At 71.7% G+C, this 16,803-nt stretch carries 15 protein-coding genes; 10 read left to right on the top strand and 5 right to left on the bottom strand.

The window, feature by feature from the left end; translation table 11 throughout:
- The 4 genes from FHS29_RS07540 (at position 1) to FHS29_RS07525 (ending at position 5,587) form a co-directional block, all read left to right on the top strand.
- Positions 1–807, top strand: coding sequence for a hypothetical protein (locus FHS29_RS07540; RefSeq protein WP_184689514.1), 807 nt, complete (start codon positions 1–3; stop codon positions 805–807).
- A gap of 158 nt (positions 808–965) precedes the next feature.
- The gene (locus FHS29_RS07535; RefSeq protein WP_184689512.1) at positions 966–1,898 is read left to right on the top strand and encodes a hypothetical protein; all 933 of its coding nucleotides are present in this window, start codon (positions 966–968) and stop codon (positions 1,896–1,898) included.
- A 642-nt stretch (positions 1,899–2,540) separates the two neighbouring features.
- Positions 2,541–3,866 carry a serine/threonine-protein kinase gene (locus FHS29_RS07530; protein WP_184689511.1) on the top strand — a complete coding sequence of 442 codons (1,326 nt, stop codon included), beginning with the start codon at positions 2,541–2,543 and terminating at the stop codon, positions 3,864–3,866.
- 113 nt (positions 3,867–3,979) lie between these two features.
- On the top strand, positions 3,980–5,587 hold the full coding sequence (locus FHS29_RS07525; protein ID WP_184689509.1) for a serine/threonine-protein kinase: 1,608 nt from the start codon (positions 3,980–3,982) through the stop codon (positions 5,585–5,587).
- 72 nt (positions 5,588–5,659) lie between these two features.
- Here the strand turns inward: FHS29_RS07525 and FHS29_RS07520 are convergent, their stop codons facing one another.
- Positions 5,660–6,553, bottom strand: coding sequence for a LysR family transcriptional regulator (locus tag FHS29_RS07520; protein ID WP_184689507.1), 894 nt, complete (start codon positions 6,551–6,553; stop codon positions 5,660–5,662).
- Positions 6,554–6,661: 108 nt separating this feature from the next.
- On the opposite strand from FHS29_RS07520, the gene FHS29_RS07515 reads away from it, so the two are divergent.
- Together FHS29_RS07515 and FHS29_RS07510 are read left to right on the top strand one after the other, a co-directional pair.
- Positions 6,662–7,552: a DMT family transporter gene (locus FHS29_RS07515; RefSeq protein ID WP_184690046.1), complete on the top strand. Its 891-nt coding sequence runs from the start codon at positions 6,662–6,664 to the stop codon at positions 7,550–7,552.
- 182 nt (positions 7,553–7,734) lie between these two features.
- A complete protein-coding gene (locus FHS29_RS07510; RefSeq protein WP_184689505.1) occupies positions 7,735–8,145 on the top strand; it encodes an SsgA family sporulation/cell division regulator in 411 nt (136 codons plus the stop codon).
- Positions 8,146–8,417: 272 nt separating this feature from the next.
- On the opposite strand, the gene FHS29_RS07505 is transcribed toward FHS29_RS07510, so the two are convergent.
- Both FHS29_RS07505 and FHS29_RS07500 read right to left on the bottom strand, forming a co-directional pair.
- Positions 8,418–9,083 carry a response regulator gene (locus FHS29_RS07505; protein WP_184689503.1) on the bottom strand — a complete coding sequence of 222 codons (666 nt, stop codon included), beginning with the start codon at positions 9,081–9,083 and terminating at the stop codon, positions 8,418–8,420.
- Positions 9,080–10,354, bottom strand: a complete 1,275-nt coding sequence (locus tag FHS29_RS07500) for an ATP-binding protein (protein ID WP_184689501.1) — start codon at positions 10,352–10,354, stop codon at positions 9,080–9,082. The genes FHS29_RS07505 and FHS29_RS07500 overlap by 4 nt, the downstream gene beginning before the upstream one ends.
- Before the next feature lie 110 nt (positions 10,355–10,464).
- Here FHS29_RS07500 and FHS29_RS07495 point away from each other — a divergent pair, with 110 nt between their 5' ends.
- Together FHS29_RS07495 and FHS29_RS07490 are read left to right on the top strand one after the other, a co-directional pair.
- The gene (locus FHS29_RS07495; protein WP_312864805.1) at positions 10,465–11,664 is read left to right on the top strand and encodes a PspC domain-containing protein; all 1,200 of its coding nucleotides are present in this window, start codon (positions 10,465–10,467) and stop codon (positions 11,662–11,664) included.
- Positions 11,657–11,860, top strand: coding sequence for a hypothetical protein (locus FHS29_RS07490; RefSeq protein ID WP_184689497.1), 204 nt, complete (start codon positions 11,657–11,659; stop codon positions 11,858–11,860). Before FHS29_RS07495 ends, FHS29_RS07490 begins: the two co-directional genes overlap by 8 nt.
- A 614-nt stretch (positions 11,861–12,474) precedes the next feature.
- Here FHS29_RS07490 and guaA read toward each other — a convergent pair.
- A complete protein-coding gene (gene guaA, locus FHS29_RS07485) occupies positions 12,475–14,043 on the bottom strand; it encodes a glutamine-hydrolyzing GMP synthase (protein WP_184689495.1) in 1,569 nt (522 codons plus the stop codon).
- A gap of 46 nt (positions 14,044–14,089) precedes the next feature.
- Here guaA and FHS29_RS07480 point away from each other — a divergent pair, with 46 nt between their 5' ends.
- Positions 14,090–15,535, top strand: coding sequence for an aldehyde dehydrogenase family protein (locus FHS29_RS07480; RefSeq protein WP_184689493.1), 1,446 nt, complete (start codon positions 14,090–14,092; stop codon positions 15,533–15,535).
- 6 nt (positions 15,536–15,541) lie between these two features.
- Here FHS29_RS07480 and FHS29_RS07475 read toward each other — a convergent pair whose 3' ends face one another.
- Positions 15,542–16,108 (bottom strand): TetR/AcrR family transcriptional regulator, encoded by a 567-nt coding sequence (locus FHS29_RS07475; RefSeq protein WP_184689491.1) that lies wholly within the window; start codon positions 16,106–16,108, stop codon positions 15,542–15,544.
- A gap of 234 nt (positions 16,109–16,342) precedes the next feature.
- Here FHS29_RS07475 and FHS29_RS07470 point away from each other — a divergent pair, with 234 nt between their 5' ends.
- Positions 16,343–16,792: an SDR family NAD(P)-dependent oxidoreductase gene (locus FHS29_RS07470; RefSeq protein ID WP_312864804.1), complete on the top strand. Its 450-nt coding sequence runs from the start codon at positions 16,343–16,345 to the stop codon at positions 16,790–16,792.
- Positions 16,793–16,803 lie beyond the last annotated feature (11 nt).

Below are 16,803 nucleotides of genomic sequence, written 5' to 3'. Positions count from 1 at the left end.
GTGCAACGCCCTACGACGAGCGGTCGCCGGCACAACCGCGCCGGCTCGGTCTCGGTGGCCGAGCTGATCCGCAAGCAGCCCGCCCCGGTGCGCATCCCGTTCCGGGAGCAGGCCGCCAACCGGGCCCAGGTCGCCGACCTGCTCGGGGAACCGGCGCACCAGGCCGCACCGCGCCCGTCCAGGCGGGCCGCGAGGCTCGCCGGGCTGGCCACCGGCGCGGTGGTGCTGCTGGCGTCCGTGGCGGCGGCGTCGATCCTGGCGAGCCACCGCGCGGACGGTCCGGCGCGGCCGAGCGTCCCGCCGCCGGCGGAGATCAGCGGGTCCTCCGCGTTGCGACCGGACGTGCTGTCGGCCGAGCTCGGCGGCATCGACCACCTCCCCGCACCCGTCCCGCCCGCGCCACTGGCCGCCGACGTGCCGGTGGACATGCCGCTGGAGGTGGTGTCGGACGAGCCACCGGACACCGAGGTGGTGCCGCCGCGCGAGGCGGCGACCAGGTCGAAGCCCCAGCTGGACGTGGTGCGGCACTTCTACGAGCTGCTGCCCGCCAAGCCGTCGGAGGCCGCTCAGCTGCTGACGCCCGAGCTGGTGGGTGGCAACGCGGGCGAGTTCGTGGCGGCGTGGGGCCGGGTCCAGGCCATCACGATCGAGTCGACCGCGCTGCGACCGGACGGCACGGTGCACGCCGTGGTGTCGATGCAGGAGCTGTCGGGGCGGTGGATGCGGGTCGAGCAGCTGTTCTGGCTGACCGACACGAGCCGGCCGCGGATCGTCGGGACACAGGTCCTTTCGGCCCAGCGCAGTTGACGCTGAGTAGCGACTTCGCCGATGTGGTTAACGCAGCGTGTACACGAATGGTTATTCGTTAGGAAAGTTCGCCCAAAGGGGTTACGGATTCGGTCACGATTCGGTATCCATGTTCCCGGTTGGTAGCTCAACGCAGTCTCCGGGAAAGGTGACCTTCGGTGTCGAACGACGACAAGCGCCGTCGACGGGATGGCTCGACGGCCCAGCTGTCCGTCGCCGAGCTGATCTCCAGGCGTGAGGCCGAAACCCAACCGATCCCGCGGATCACCGACGAGGAGACCGTCCGGTTCAAGCCGGCGGCGCACGGGTCGACGGGGCACATGTCCACCGGGTACATGTCGACTGGGCACCCGTCGGCGGCGAACCTGTCCGGTCGGGAGCTGCACATCACCGAACTGCTCAAGCGCGAAGGGCGGGCGGGCGAGGAGGAGCGCGGCGGCGGCGGGTTCTCCGTGCCGAAGCTGGTGGCGATGGCGAGCGGCGGCGTGGTGCTGGCCGGCACCGTCGCCTTCACCGCGAGCAGCCTCCTGTCGTCCCCCGACGAGCGCCCGCCGGCCGAGGTCCGCTTCGACACCAGGCCGGCCGCGCGGGCCACCAACACCATCGGCAACGACCTGGCCGCGGCCGCCGCGAAGCAGCAGACCCCGCAGACCCCGGACCAGACCGAGACGTCGAGCGCGGCCCCCGCCCAGACCACCACCCAGCGCCCGCGCGCGACCCAGCAGCCCGCGCCCCGGACCACCACGACGGAAGCGGCGCCGGGCACCACCGAGCAGCCGCCGAGCACCACCGCCCCGGTCACCACGACGCCGCCGAGCACCCCGGCGCCGCCGTCGAGCACCGAGGTGCCGCCGTCCTCGGACAGCACGCCGCCGCCGACCTCCGGCACTCCCACCTCGCCGCCGTCCTCCTCGCAGCCGCCGTCCTCGCAGCCGCCGTCCTCGCAGCCGCCGTCCTCGCAGCCGCCGTCCTCGCAGCCGCCGTCCTCCCGGCCGCCGACCTCGCAGCCGCCGGCCGTGGGGATCGGACTGGACCTGGGCGGCATCCTGAACCCGCGCGGCGGGTTCGACTTCTTCTCGCCGGCCGGGTGAGCGGGACCTGACACCGCGCCTCGGGCTCCCGGTGGGCTGTGCGCCCTCCGAGGAGTCGCTGCCGCGGATGACCCCGCTCCTGGCGACCAGTCGCCGAGCCACAGCACGACGTGCCGCACACGCGACTCGCTGTGAGGGCACCACCCGTCGAGGCCGACCCGCGACCCGCTGCCGAGGCACGGCTCGCCGGGGCAGGACCCGGCACACGCCGCGAGGGCACGACTCACCCGGCCCGGAAGCTCGGAGTCCCCACCGGACGCCGAGACCGCCACGTGTGCGACCCTCAGCACCGCCCCCGCCCCGTCGGTGCCGTGTGGTTGGCTGGAACCGGGGGTCGCCACAGACGCGGACACCGGGAATCGGGCTCCGCCCGGTTCCGGAACCCGCGGTCCGGTCAGCACCGGACGCGTTGGGCCGTTCGGAGCCAAATGCGGCGATCTTCACCCGAACAGGTGGCCGATCGACCCGGTATCGGGTATCCCTTCCCGGTCCGAACGTACCTCGCGTGACCTGCGCAACGGTCCGAAAGCCGTCGTCACCGCCGGGGTAGGCTGTCCGCGCACCGATCCGCACGACGAGGAGCCCGAGCGTGAGACCTGCTGCCCTTGCCGCGGTCACGCAGCGCCCCAACGAGGTGGTCCGGTGAGCACCGACGGCCGGTTGATCGCCGAGCGCTACCGCTTCCTGGACCGGATCGGCAGCGGCGCCATGGGCGTCGTCTGGCGGGCCCAGGACGAGCGGCTCGGCCGGATCGTCGCCATCAAGGAGCTGCTGCTCCAACCCAGCCTCGACACCACCGAGCGGGACGAGGCCATCCAGCGCGCCATGCGCGAGGGCCGGATCGCCGCCAAGCTGCACCACCCGAACGCCATCGCGGTCTACGACGTGGTGGAGGAGAACGGCGCTCCGTGCCTGGTGATGGAGTACCTGCCGTCCGCCAGCCTGGCCGACACGATGGCCGAGCACGGTCCGCTGGACCCGGTGGAGGTCGCGCAGATCGGCACGCAGGCCGCCTCCGCCCTGGCCGCCGCCCACGCGGCGGGCATCGTGCACCGGGACGTGAAGCCGGGCAACGTGCTGCTCGCCGACAACGGCCTGGTCAAGATCACCGACTTCGGCATCTCGCGGGCCAGCGACGACGTGACCGTCACCAAGACCGGTCTGATCGCGGGCACCCCGGCCTACCTCGCGCCGGAGATCGCGCGCGGCCAGGACCCGTCGCCGGCCTCGGACGTGTTCTCGCTGGGCTCCACGCTGTACGCGGCGGCCGAGGGCGAGCCGCCGTTCGGGTTGAGCGAGAACACCCTGGGCGTGCTGCACGCCGTCGCGGCGGGGCGGATCAACCCGCCGGCGCAGGACGGTCCGCTGACCGACGTCCTGCTGGTGCTGCTCAACTACGACCCGGCCGAGCGGCCGACCATGGCGCAGGCCCGGGACATGCTGAACGCGGTCGCGAACGGCCGGAACCCGAGCCTCACCGGGATGCGGGCGGCTCCGGTGGTGGCCCCGGTCGGGGGTGCCACGACCGTCCTGGACCCCGACCGCACCCGCGTGGTGCGGCAGAACCCGCGCACCACGGGCCCGACGACCCCGGTCGCGCCGCCGCCCGCGCCGAACAACACCCGGCCGCTGGTGATCGCGGCGGTCGTGCTGGGGTGCCTGCTCCTGCTGGGCTTCCTCCTGGTCGCGCTGGACGTGTTCGACAGCAAGGACCCCCAGGTGCCGCCGGTGGGCAACACGAGTTCGTCGAGCACCCCGGTGCCGACGACCACCACCGTCGATGTGACGACCACCACAGTGCCGCCGCCGGTCACGGTCGAGGAGACGACGACAACCACGGTCCCGCCCACTACGACCACCACGACCACCACGACGACGACGACAACCACTACCACCACGACGACGACCAAGCCGACGACGACGACCACTACGACGACGACAACCACCACACCGGCCCAAGGCGGCTAGGAAACCTCGTAAGGTGGACGCCGAACCCCATCGGGTTACGCAACGTTCTTGTCCTAGTGGCGATGTAACCGGTGTTCGCCACTGAAATTGCCCGAGCAGCTTTGGAGCACCCTGTGACCGACGATGGCCGCCTGGTTGCCGGTCGCTACCGACTGGGCCGGCGGATCGGCAGCGGAGCGATGGGCATCGTCTGGCAGGCGCACGACGAGCGCCTGCACCGCACCGTCGCGGTGAAGCAGCTGCTGCTCCAGCCGGGCCTGGCCGAGGCGGACACGGACGAGGCGAAGCGCCGCGCGATGCGCGAGGGCCGGATCGCGGCCCGGCTCCAGCACCCGCACGCGATCGCGGTCTACGACGTGGCCGAGGACGACGGCCAGCCGTGGCTGGTGATGGAGTACCTGCCGTCGAAGAGCCTGTCCACGGTGCTGTCCGAGCGCGGCACGCTGGCGCCCCGGGACGTGGCCTCGATCGGCTCGCAGGTCGCCTCGGCGCTGGCCGCCGCGCACAACGCGGGCATCGTGCACCGGGACATCAAGCCGGGCAACGTGCTGCTGGGCAACGAGGGCACGGTGAAGATCACCGACTTCGGCATCTCCCGCGCGACCGGCGACGTCACGGTCACCGCGACCGGGATGCTCGCGGGCACGCCCGCCTACCTGGCCCCGGAGGTCGCGAAGGGCTACGACCCCGGTCCGCCGGCGGACGTGTTCTCGCTGGGCTCCACGCTGTACGCGGCGATCGAGGGCATGCCGCCGTTCGGCCTGAACGAGAACACCATCGCGCTGCTGCACCAGGTGGCGTCGGGCAAGGTGACGCCGCCGAAGCAGGCCGGTCCGCTGACCGCGCTGCTGATGCGCCTGCTGCGCGCGGAGCCGGAGGACCGGCCGACCATGGCGGAGGCCAAGGAGGCGCTGGCGGCGGTGGCCGCCGGTCGGGCCGTGCCGGAGTTCCCGATGGCGCTGCCGCAGACGCACCCGCCGTCGTGGCAGGGCGCGCCGGTGCAGCAGCAGCCCGTGGCGGCGACCCGTGCCGTCGCGCCCGTGCCGGCCGGCCACGGCGCGCCGCCCGCGCAGGCCGCCACCCGCATCGCACCCACGCCGACGCCGCCGCGCCCGGTGAACCCGCTGCCGCCCCCGCCCGCCCGACCGGCCGCCGCGCCGCGTCCCCAGGGCAGGCCGGCCAAGGGTCCGATCAAGAGCAAGCGGTCCGCCGCGATCACCGCGCTGGCGATCGCGGCGGCGGCCGTGGTCGGGATCCTGCTGGCCAGCATGCTGTCCGGTAACGACGGCACGCAGAACCAGGCCGGGCAGACCACGTCGACCACCAAGCAGGCCGCCGGTGGCGAGCCGTCGGCGGCACCGACGAAGAAGTCGACCGCGCCACCCGCGAAGATCACCGCGGAGCCGACGCTGCAGCAGCAGGAGCAGGCGATCCGCGACTACTTCGCGCTGATGCCGACGAACGTGGAGGACGGCTTCAGCCGGCTCACCGTCGAGATGCAGGGCAGCAACGGCGGGTTCGACGGCTACAAGGGCTGGTGGGGCCAGGTCCGGTCGATCGAGCTGAACAACGTGAAGATCAACGAGCCGTACGCCTACGAGATCGAGATCACCTACAACATGAAGGACAGCTCGGTGTCCCGCGAGCGCAAGCTGGTCGTGCTGAAGTGGGAGAACCAGGGCCTGTTCATCGCCAAGGACCAGTCGCTGGGCAAGGCCTAGCGCCTCGGCGAGGCCCGGCCCACCGGGCAGGGGATCACCGGGCGCCAGGCGCTGCGACGAGGTGTGCCCGGCTCAGGCGGCGGCGGCTTTCAGGGCGTCCAGCAGGGTCTGCACCGCGGGTGAGCCCAGGCTGTCCGCGCGGATGGCGGCGCAGATGGCGCGGTTGGGCTCCGGGTGGCGCAGCTTGCGCACCACCACGCCGGGGTGGACGACCCCCAGGCCGAGCTTGGGCACGATGGTGACGCCGAGACCGGCGGCCACGAAGCCCTGCGCGGTCGGGTAGTCGTCGGACTCCAGCACGAAGTTGGGCGCGAACCCGGCGGCGGCGCACGCGTTGAGCACGATGTCCCGGCACGGTCCGGGCGGGTTCACCGCGTCCACCCACGGCTCGTCGGCCAGGTCGGCGAGGTCCAGCACGCGCTTGCGGGCCAGGTCGTGCCCACGCGGCAGCACGGCCAGGTAGGGGTCGTCCAGCAGCTGCACGACGTGCACGCCGCGCGGCGCGTCCGGGCTGCGCGGGGACACGCTGAGCGCCACGTCCGCCCGCCCGGCCTCGACCTCCACCATCGGGTCGTCGGGCTCGATGAGCTTGAGGTCGAGCTGCACGTCGGCGTGCCGGGCCTTGAACGCGGCCACGGCGGGCGGCACCAGGGCCGCGCCGGCGGTGGCGAAGTAGCGCACCCGCAGCCGTCCGGTCCGGCCCGCGCGCAGGTCGGCGAGCGCCGCCTCGGCCTCCACCAGCCGGTCGGTGATGTGCGCGGCGTGCTCGGTGAGCATCCGGCCCGCGACGGTGGGCCGCACACCCCGGCCGACCCGGTCCAGCAGCGGCAGGCCGGCCTGTTTCTCCAAGGCGGCGACCTGCTGGCTGATCGCGGACGGGGTGTAGCCGAGGTTCACGGCCGCGGCCGTGATGGAGCCGGTGGTGACCACGGCCCGGAGCACCTGCATGCGTCGCACGTCCAGCATGACCTCATCGTATAGCTGTGCTTAAACGTCGTGCAGTTCTATTCACTTGTTCTGTTGATTCACCTCCAGCAGCATGTTGTCGTGAACAGACCCGGCACGTTGGTCAGGATGGGTGTCCTCGCCCTGCTCTGGGGCTCCAGCTTCCTCTGGATCAAGATCGCGCTGACCGGGCTGTCACCGGTTCAGATCGCTTTGGTGCGCACCGTGCTGGGTGCGGCCGTGCTGGTCGTGCTGGTCTACGCGCAGGGGCAGCGGCTGCCGTCCGGCAAGGCGATCTGGGGCCACCTGGCGTTCGCCGCGCTGTTCGGCAACGTCATCCCGTTCGTGCTGTTCGCGGTGGGTGAGCAGACCGTGGACTCGGGTGTCGCGGGCGTGCTGAACGCCACCACGCCGCTCTGGGCGCTGGCCATCGGGCTGGCGCTGGGCTTCGAGCGGCAGCGCAACACCGCCCGGTTCGTCGGCCTCGCCCTGGGTTTCGCGGGCACCCTGCTGATCTTCGCGCCGTGGCAGCAGGCCGGCCTGGCCAGTTGGGGCGCGCTGGCGTGCCTGCTGGCCGCCGCGTCGTACGCGGTCAGCTACACCTACATCGGCCGCACGATCTCCGGGCGCGGTCTGTCGTCCATCCAGCTGTCGTCGGCCCAGTTGGTCACCGCGACCGGCCTGACCGCGCTGGTGGTGCCGGTGGGCGGGCTCCAGGAGGTGCACCTGGACTGGCAGCCGCTGGTGGCGGTGGCGATCCTGGGCGTGTTCGGCACCGGCGCGGCGTTCGTCATCAACTACCGGCTGATCGAGGACGAGGGGCCCACCAACGCCACGACGGTCGGCTACCTGCTGCCGGTGGTGTCGGTGCTGCTCGGCGCGGCGTTCCTGGACGAGGCGCTCAACCTGCGGGTCGTGGCGGGCATGGTGGTGGTGCTGGTGGGCGTCGGACTGACCCGCAAGCAGCCCGCGACGGCGATCATCCCGGTCGAGCCGGAACCGGCGACTACGCACAAGTGACCTGCGATAACACTGGGTTACCCACCGGTACGGCCAGTTGAGACGATCGACGTGGGCAAACGGGTGGACCTGAGACCCAGGTCTCCCCCGATAGCGTGGTATTGGCCCGAACCACGTCCCGAATCGCCTCCTCGGACGTCTCCTCTGGTGTGAGGGATGAACACGGGAAGGAACCAGGGGACATGAGCACCGACAGCATCACCGCCACGACGACGTTCCACCTCCTCGTCCCCGGCGTCGCGCCGGCGCCGGTGGAGGCCGAGCTGCACTACGAACCCGAGGACCCGTACGCGGTCGCCGTCCTGTTCCACACCGGGCAGGGCAAGGTCGAGTGGATCTTCGCGCGCGACCTGCTGGCCGACGGGCTGCTCACGCCGTCCGGCGAGGGCGACATCCTGGTCCGGCCGGCCGCCGACGACCCGGAGCGGGTCCTGCTGGAGCTGAACGCGCCGACCGGGTTCGCGATCCTGTCCGCGCAGGCCGAGGACATCGCCGAGTTCCTGGACATGACGTACGACGTCGTCCAGCCCGGTGAGGAGGACCTGTGGATCGACTTCGACCGCGAGCTGGCGAAGCTGGTCTCCACCAACTGACCCGGTCGCCACCCTCCTCCAGGTGCACAGGCCCTCCGAGGGGGCGTAGGCGGCCGGTACCGGCTGGTCGAGCCCATCGGCAGCGGCGCGATGGGCGTCGGGTGGCGGGCGCGCAGGGGCCCGATGAGCCCGGCGGAGGCGGCCCGGATCGGCGGGCTCGTGGCCGAGGCGCCGGTGGCGGGCTGTTGATCGTCGGGTCGCAGAGGATCTGGACGCAGAAGATCCAAGGTCCAGGTGAAGACGATCCGCACGCAGACGATCTGTAGTGAGAGCTAGACCAGCCGCCGGTCGGAAGCCCAGCGGGACAGTTCGTAGCGGTTGGAGAGCTGGGTCTTGCGCAGCACGCTCGACACGTGCGTCTCGACCGTCTTCACCGAGATGAACAGTTCGGAAGCGATCTCCTTGTACGCGTACCCGCGCGCCAGCAGCCGCAGCACGTCCCGTTCGCGCGGGGTCAGCAGGTCCAGCTCGGGGTCGCTGATCGGGGCCGCGCCGGGGCGGTCCGCGAACGCGTCCAGCACGAAGCCGGCCAGCCGCGGGCTGAACACCGCGTCGCCCTCGGAGACCCGCACCACCGCGCGCACCAGCTCCTGGCTGGAGATGGTCTTCGTCACGTAGCCCCGCGCGCCGGCCCGGATGACCGCGATGACGTCCTCGGCCGCGTCGGACACCGACAGCGCCAGGAACACCACCTCGGGCAACGCCGTGCGGACCTGCCGCAGCACCTCCGCGCCACCGCCGTCCGGCATGTGCACGTCCAGCAGCACCACGTCCGGCTTCAGGTGGTTGATGCCGACCACCGCCTCACCCACCGAACCGGCCTCGCCGACCACGTCCACCTCGTCGGTGATCGAGTCGAGCTCGGCCCGCACGCCCGCGCGGAACAGCGCGTGGTCGTCCACCAGGAACACCCGCACCGCCGTCTTCTGGCCTGTCACGTCCTGGCCTCCGTGTCTGCTCGTCCGGCTCCGCCGGAGGTCTTCCTCGGCATCATCAGCTGCACCTCGGTCCCCTCGCCGGGGGTGGTGCGCAACCGGACCTCCCCACCGTGCCGGTCCATCCTCCCCCGGATCGAGTCGGCCAGGCCATGCCGGTCCTCCGGGACCAGGTCCGGGTCGAAGCCCTTGCCCCGGTCGCGGACGAACACCGTCACCTGTTCGGGCTCGACTTCGCCGTACACGCTGATCTCCCCGACCCCCGCGTGCTTGGCCGCGTTCACCATCGCCTCGCGCGCGGCCTGCACCAGTGCGAGCAGGTTGTGGTCGAGTTCGCAGTCGCCCACCACGACCTGCTGGACGCTCAGCGCGAACTGGTCCTCCACCTCGCCGGACGCCTTGGCGATCGCGGCGGACATGGTGGTGGGCCGGTCGGTGTCGTCCGCGTTGCGGCCGTACAGCCAGTCCCGCAACTGGCGCTCCTGGCTGCGGGCCAGGCGCTTGACCTCGCGCGGGCTCTCCGACTGCTTCTGGATCAGGGCAAGCGTCTGCAGCACGGAGTCGTGCAGGTGGGCGGCGATCTCGGCGCGTTCCTCGGTGCGGATGCGGACCCGCCGCTCCTCGCCCAGGTCGTTGATCAGCTTGATCCACAGCGGCACGGTCAGCACCGCCACGCCGCCCAGCGTGGCCACCACGGCGAGCAGCGCGAACCGCAGCTGGTCGATGCCGTAGCTGCTGACCAGCAGCACGCCGATGCCGATCGCGACCAGCGCGACGCCTGCCAGCACCCGGGTGATCGCGGACCGGCCGGTGCCCAGGAAGCCGGACTTCGCGCCGTCCCGCCAGCGCCGGCGCTGCGCCTCGTCGGCCTCCCGCCATACCACCGCCGCGCCGACCAGGGCCACCGCGAGCGGCCCCACGATCCAGCCGCTGACCGGGCCGGACAGCAGCCCGCTGACCACCGCCGCGCCGATGCCCAGCGCCACCAGGCCGAGTGCCTGCTGGCGTTCCTTGGGGTTGGTCGACGGCTCCTCGGGCGCGGACGCGGCGCGCTGCGGCACGAACAGCCACAGCAGGCCGTACGCCAGCACCCCGATGCCGTTGAGCGCGGTCAGCGCGGCGAACACCGCCCGGACCCAGAACACCTCGACCCCGAGGTGGTCGGCCACACCTCCGGCCACACCCGCGACCACGCGCCCGGACCGGCGCCGGCGCACCGGTTCGACGGGCTTGGCCACCTGCTTGGCCGGGACGGTATCCACCTGCGAGCTCACTCCCCGATCGTCACACGCGGCGCACCGCGTTTCATCAGGGTTCCACCCGATGCCCGGTTCAGGGTGAGTCCCCGATGTGCATCGTGCCGCGACGAAGCATGCTCGTCATCGTGAGCGGGAACCTGAGCACAGCCGGCGTCGAGGAGACGCTGAAGGACTTCTGGGTCAGTCGACCCAGGCGGCCGCACGAAGGGCGCAAGATCGCCGGTGTCGCCGCCGGTATCGCGGAGCGGTACCAGATCGACCCGGTCATCGTCCGGGTGGCGTTCGTGGCCATGGCGCTGTGCAACGGCGCGGGCATCCTCATCTACCTGCTGGGCTGGCTCTGGCTGGCGCAGGCGGACGACGAGGTGTCGGCCGCCGAGTCCCTGATCGGGCGCGGCCGCAGCTCGACCCCGGTGGCGCTGACCGTCCTGCTGGGCCTCGCGGTGCTGCCCGCGACCGGCTTCTTCGTGGACGGCGGCTTCACCATGGTGGCCGGGGTGCTGCTGTCCGTCGGGTCGATCTACCTGCTGCACCGCAGCCGAGGCTCGCTGAACCGTCCGACCGCTGCCCCCGAGGTGAACTCCGTGGACACGTCCGACTCCCCGACGACTCGCGTGAACCCGCCGGCCTGGGATCCGCTGGGTGCCGCGCCGTTCGCCTGGGACCTGCCCGAACCGACCTCGACCGTGGTGCCCGTCGCGGCGCCCCGTCCGCCGCGCAGGCGTTCCCGGACCGGTGCGGTGACGTTCGGGCTCGCGATGGTGGTGCTGGCCGGCTCGCTGGTGGCATCGGCCACCAGCCCGTGGTTCGACGTCCAGCACACCATCGGCCTCATCGTGGCGACCCTCGGCCTCGGGCTGCTGGTCGGCGCGTTCCGGGGTGGCGGGCGTGGGCTGATCGGCCTGGTCGTGCCGCTGAGCCTGGTGGGCGTGGCCATGACCAGCATCGACTTCGACGCGCTTGGCAACTCGGACCACGTCGGTGACGTCCTGGTCCGACCGACGTCGACCGAGCAGGTGGAGTCCCGCTACGACACCAAGGCGGGCACCATCGAGGTCGACCTGACCGGCCTGCCGAGCACCGGCTCGGTGAAGAGCGAGCTGGAGGTGGGTGTCGGCAGTGCCCAGGTCAGGGTGCCCGCGAACGCGGACGTGGTGGCCAACTGCCACACCGGCCTCGGCGAGGTGCAGTGCCTCGGCACCGAGGCGAACGGCCGGGACCGCTCGGCGAGCGTGACGGACAAGGGCGCGGACGGGGACGGCGGCCTGAAGGTCGAGCTGGACCTCCGCGCAGGAGTGGGAGAGGTGGTGGTGATCCGTGGCTGACCAGGAGTTGAGCGAGAAGCGGGGAATCGACGTGGTGGGCCTGGTGTTCGGGGTGGCAGCCCTGGTCGCCTCCGCCTACATGCTCTCCGACGGCGCGTCGTGGCCCGACTTCCTGGACCTGCGCTGGGTCCTCGCCGGCGGCGCCATGGTCATCGGCCTGGGCCTGCTGGCAAGCTCCGCCCGACGACGACGCTGAACCGAAATACCTGGGGGTCGAAAAGGCCACTTCCGCCAACGCGGAGGTGGCCTTTTCGCACGCGGGCACGCCCGCACAGACCCGTCGCCTCGTGTTCTCCCCGTATGGCCTGCCCGGAGGGCTACCACGCTTGTCCTGGGGGTGCAAGCACGCTTCACCGCTTGCACCCCCAGGACAAGCGTGGTCGTCTTTGACAGGCCATGCGGGGAGAACACGACCGCTCTTTCTTTGTTCTTCCTCCCCGGAGGTCTGCCAAGCGGCGAGCGTCGCTTTTCTCTTTGACCGGCAGCGATCGAAATCCAAGTCGCCGACCGATCCCGCTAAAAGAAAAAAGCGTCCTCGCCGGACGGGCAGACCGCCAAGGATGAGGGCAAAGCTCTTCGAGCTTTGCGGGCGTGGCTGTGTGTCATCCCCGTACGGCCTGGTCAGAAGACAACCACCCTTGTCTTGGGGGTGCAAGCGAAAAGCGTGCTTGCACCCCCAAGACAAGCGCGGTTCGCTGCGCGCAGGCCATACGGGGATGACACACAGCACGGCAGGAGTGTGCGCTGCGCGCGGCTCGAAGCAGGGGGTACGTGGACCTTCGGGCGCTGGGGTGACGTGCCGGGGAGGAGTTACTCCCACTCGATGGTGCCCGGCGGCTTGCTCGTCACGTCGAGCACTACGCGGTTGACCTCTGCGACCTCGTTGGTGATCCGGGTGGAGATCCGTTCCAGGACGTCGTAAGGCAGGCGCGTCCAGTCGGCGGTCATGGCGTCCTCGCTGGAAACCGGACGGAGTACGACGGGGTGGCCGTAGGTCCGGCCGTCGCCCTGCACGCCGACGCTTCGGACGTCGGCCAAGAGCACGACGGGGCACTGCCAGATGGTTCGGTCGAGGCCGGCACTGGTCAGTTCCTCGCGGGCGATGGCGTCGGCCTTGCGGAGGATTTCGAGGCGTTCCGCCGTCACCTCGCCGATGATCCGGATGCCGAGCCCCGGCCCCGGGAAGGGCTGGCGCTGGACGATGGTTTCCGGGAGGCCCAGTTCGGTGCCCACGCGGCGGACCTCGTCCTTGAACAGCGCGCGCAGCGGCTCGACGAGGGTGAATTGCAGGTCGTCCGGAAGTCCGCCGACGTTGTGGTGGCTCTTGATGTTCGCGGTCCCCGCGCCGCCGCCGGATTCGACCACGTCCGGGTAGAGGGTGCCCTGCACCAGGAACTGGTAGTCGCCTTCGGCCTTCAGGTCCCGTTCGGCCTGTTCGAAGACCCGGATGAACTCACGGCCGATGATCTTGCGCTTCTCCTCCGGGTCCGTCACGCCGGCGAGCGCGTTCAAGAAGCGCTCGCGGGCGTCCACGGTCACCAGCTTGACGCCGGTCGCGGCCACGTAGTCGCGTTCGACCTGGGCGCGTTCACCGGCGCGCAAGAGGCCGTGGTCGACGAAGACGCAGGTCAGGCGGTCGCCGATGGCCCGTTGGACCAGGGCCGCCGCGACCGCCGAGTCGACGCCGCCGGACAGGCCGCAGATCGCCTTGCCGCCACCGATCTGCGCACGGATCCGGGCGACCTGCTCGTCCACGATCGAGGACGTCGTCCACTGGGGCCGGATGCCGGCGATCTCGTGCAGGAACCGCCGCAGGACTTCCTGGCCGTGCGGCGAGTGGCCGACCTCGGGGTGGTACTGGACGCCGGCGAAGCGACGGCCCTTGTCCTCGAACGCGGCCACGGGTGCGCCTTCGCTGGTGGCGGTGACCGTGAAGCCCTCGGGGGCCTCGGTGACGCAGTCGCCGTGGCTCATCCACACCGGGTGCGTGCCGGGCAGCTCCTCGTGCAGCAGGCCGCCGTTCTCGGTGACGCCGAGCTCCGTCCGGCCGTACTCACGCGTCCCGGTGTGCGCGACGGTGCCGCCGAGCGCACCGGCCATCGCCTGGAACCCGTAGCAGATGCCGAACACCGGAACACCGACGTCGAACAGCTTCGGGTCGACCTGGGGGGCACCCGGCTCGTAGACGCTGGACGGCCCACCGGACAGCACGATCGCCGCCGGGTCCTTGTCCAGCAGTTCCGCCACGCTCGCGGTGTGCGGTACGACCTCGGAGTACACCTGGGCTTCACGCACGCGGCGGGCGATCAGCTGCGCGTACTGCGCGCCGAAGTCGATGACCAGAACCGGGCGGCTGCTGCTGTCAGACACGGCTGACATCGTCTCAGACCTGCACCGGGTGCTCAGAACGGCCTAGGTTGTGGTTATGGACGCGACCACCCCGCAGCCACGCCCCTGCTGGATCGCCGGACGCCCGGAGCAGGGCGCGCAGGCCATCACGGTCAACCACCCGTTCGACGGCACGGAGGTGGCTTCGGTCGCCGTACCCGGCCCTGACCAGTTGGAACGGGCCGTGGCGGCGGCGGCAGCGGTGGCCAGGGAGTTCCGCCGCACACCCGCGCACGTGCGCGCCCAGGCGTTGCTGCACGTGTCGCAGGCGCTCGCCGAGCGCGCCGAGGAGATCGCCGAGACGATCACCGCCGAGAACGGCAAGCCGCTGAAGTGGGCGAACGTCGAGGTCACCCGGGCGGTGAGCACGTTCCGGTTCGCGGCCGAGGAGGCCCGGCGGTTCACCGGGGACCTCCAGCGCCTCGACACGGACGCGAACGGCGAAGGCCGGCTGGCCGTGGTCCGGCGGATCCCGCGCGGGCCGGTGCTGGCCGTCGCGCCGTTCAACTTCCCGCTGAACCTGGTGGCGCACAAGGTGGCCCCCGCGCTGGCGGTCGGGGCACCGGTGATCGTCAAGCCGGCTTCCGCGACTCCCCTCTCCGCCCTCCTCCTGGGTGAAATCCTGGCCGAGGCGGACCTGCCCGAAGGCGTGTTCTCGGTGCTGCCGGTCCGCGGCTCGGACATGAAGTCGTTGGTCACCGACGAGCGGCTGCCGGTCATCTCGTTCACCGGGTCCACGGACGTCGGCTGGTCGTTGACGGATTCGGCGCCGCGCAAGCACGTGGTCATGGAGCTGGGGTCGAACAGCGCCGCGATCGTGTGCCCGGACTGGCCCGACCTGGACTACGCGGCCTCGCGGATCGCCACGTTCGGCAACTACCAGGCCGGGCAGTCGTGCATCGCGGTGCAGCGGGTGCTGGTGCACCGCGACGTGGCGGGCGAGTTCGTGCCGAAGCTGGTGGACGCGGTGCGGGCGTTGCGGACCGGCGACCCGCACGACCCCGAGGTGGAGGTCGGGCCGCTGATCGACGAGGACAACGCGCGCCGGGTCGAGGAGTGGATCACCGAGGCGGTGTCCGCCGGGGCCACGCTGCACGTCGGCGGCGGGCGGTCCGGCTCGTCGGTCGAGCCCGCGGTCGTCCAGGACGTGCCGCCGACGGCGAAGCTGTGGCACCAGGAGGTGTTCGGGCCGGTGCTGGCGGTGTCCGTGGTGGGCTCGGTCGGCGAGGCGTTCGAGCAGGCCAACGCCACCGCCTACGGGCTGCAGGCCGGGGTGTTCACCCGGGACGTGACGGTGGCGTTCGAGGCGGCGGCGGAGCTGGAGGTCGGTGGCGTGATCATCGGCGACGTGCCGTCCTACCGGGCCGACCAGATGCCGTACGGCGGGGTGAAGGGCTCCGGGACCGGCCGCGAGGGCGTGCGGTCGGCGATGGTGGACTTCACCGAGGAGCGGACCATGGTGCTGACCGGCATCACCCTCTGACGGCCTTCACCCCTCGACCGCACCCCTCGCCACCATCAGCAGGCCGTCCACCAGGTCGTCGGTACCGGAGCCGGTGGCCAGGGCGCGCAGCTTCAGGCCCATCACGAGACCGACCACGGCGCCGGCGACCTTCTCCGGGTTCGGCACGCCGAGCGCGGTCAGGACGGTTGCCGCGAGTTCGTCGTAGGCGGCGAAGCACTCGGCGGCGGCGCTGCGCAGCTCCGGGTCACGGCCCGCGTGCAGGTACAGCTCGTAGGGCGCGATGCGCTCGCTGTCCACCGGCATGGCGTCGGCCACCTGGCCGACCAGCTCCACCACCTGCCGGAAGTCGGCGCACCCGCCCCGGTTCTGCTTCGCCAGCTCGCCGAAGTGCCGGGTCTCCTCGGTGACGAAGTGCAGCAGGCTCGCCTTCAGCAGGTCCTGCTGGGTGGCGAAGTGGTAGGTCACCGATCCGAGCGAGACGCCCGCCTCCTGCGCGATACGGCGGTTGGTGACGCCCGCGACGCCGTCGTCGCCGATGATCCGCAACACGGCGCTGATGATCCGCTGCCGGGTCTCGGCGGGTCTGGTCATACCGCCATCCTCACTTGCCACCCGAGCACCGGTCCCGGCTGTGCGGCCGGCGTGGTCGGCAGCGGCTCGCTGTCCGCCGGCCCCGGTGGCGCGAGGTCGTCTCTCGGCTCGACCGGGGTCGGACTCGACATGCCACCCCTGCGCCGCGCTACTGTTCGTTCGAACGAACCGTAGCGCTCCAGGGGCGGAACCGCCGGGTGGACACGGTGGTCGCGCTGCGAATCGGGAGGATCCGTGCAGGTCAGAGGAACGACCGTGCTGCTGACCGGTGCGACCGGCGGCCGCGGGCACGCCATCGCCCGCGCGTTGGCCCGGCGCGGCGCGAAGCTGGTGCTCACCGGCCGCAAGGTGCCCGGGCTGGAGGCGCTGGCCGCGGAGACGAACGCCCGCGCGATCGTCGCCGACCTGGCCGACCCGGAGGGCGTGCCGCGGCTGGTGGCCGAGGCCGGCGCGGTCGACGTGCTGATCGCCAACGCCGCCCTGCCCGCCAACGGCAACCTGCTCGACTTCACGCCCGAGCAGGTCCACCGGGCGCTCGCGGTCAACCTGGAAGCCCCGATCGCGCTGACCCACGCCCTGCTGCCCGCGATGGTGCGGCAGCGCCGCGGCCACGTGGTCCTCATCGGGTCGCCGGCGGGCAAGGTGTCGTCCGCCTACGCCTCGCTCTACAACGCCACCAAGTGATGGCCGCCCCG

This window comes from Saccharothrix tamanrassetensis, assembly GCF_014203665.1.
Classification (GTDB): domain Bacteria; phylum Actinomycetota; class Actinomycetes; order Mycobacteriales; family Pseudonocardiaceae; genus Actinosynnema; species Actinosynnema tamanrassetense.
This window is presented reverse-complemented; position numbering and strand designations above follow the sequence as displayed.

Excerpts from the sequence above, each read along its gene's own strand:
- FHS29_RS07520 (WP_184689507.1), bottom strand. The coding sequence starts at position 6,553 with ATGCTGGACGTGCGACGCATGCAGGTGCTCCGGGCCGTGGTCACCACC.
- FHS29_RS07515 (WP_184690046.1), top strand. The coding sequence starts at position 6,662 with ATGGGTGTCCTCGCCCTGCTCTGGGGCTCCAGCTTCCTCTGGATCAAG.
- FHS29_RS07510 (WP_184689505.1), top strand. The coding sequence starts at position 7,735 with ATGAGCACCGACAGCATCACCGCCACGACGACGTTCCACCTCCTCGTC.
- guaA (WP_184689495.1), bottom strand. The coding sequence starts at position 14,043 with ATGTCAGCCGTGTCTGACAGCAGCAGCCGCCCGGTTCTGGTCATCGAC.
- FHS29_RS07480 (WP_184689493.1), top strand. The coding sequence starts at position 14,090 with ATGGACGCGACCACCCCGCAGCCACGCCCCTGCTGGATCGCCGGACGC.
- FHS29_RS07475 (WP_184689491.1), bottom strand. The coding sequence starts at position 16,108 with ATGACCAGACCCGCCGAGACCCGGCAGCGGATCATCAGCGCCGTGTTG.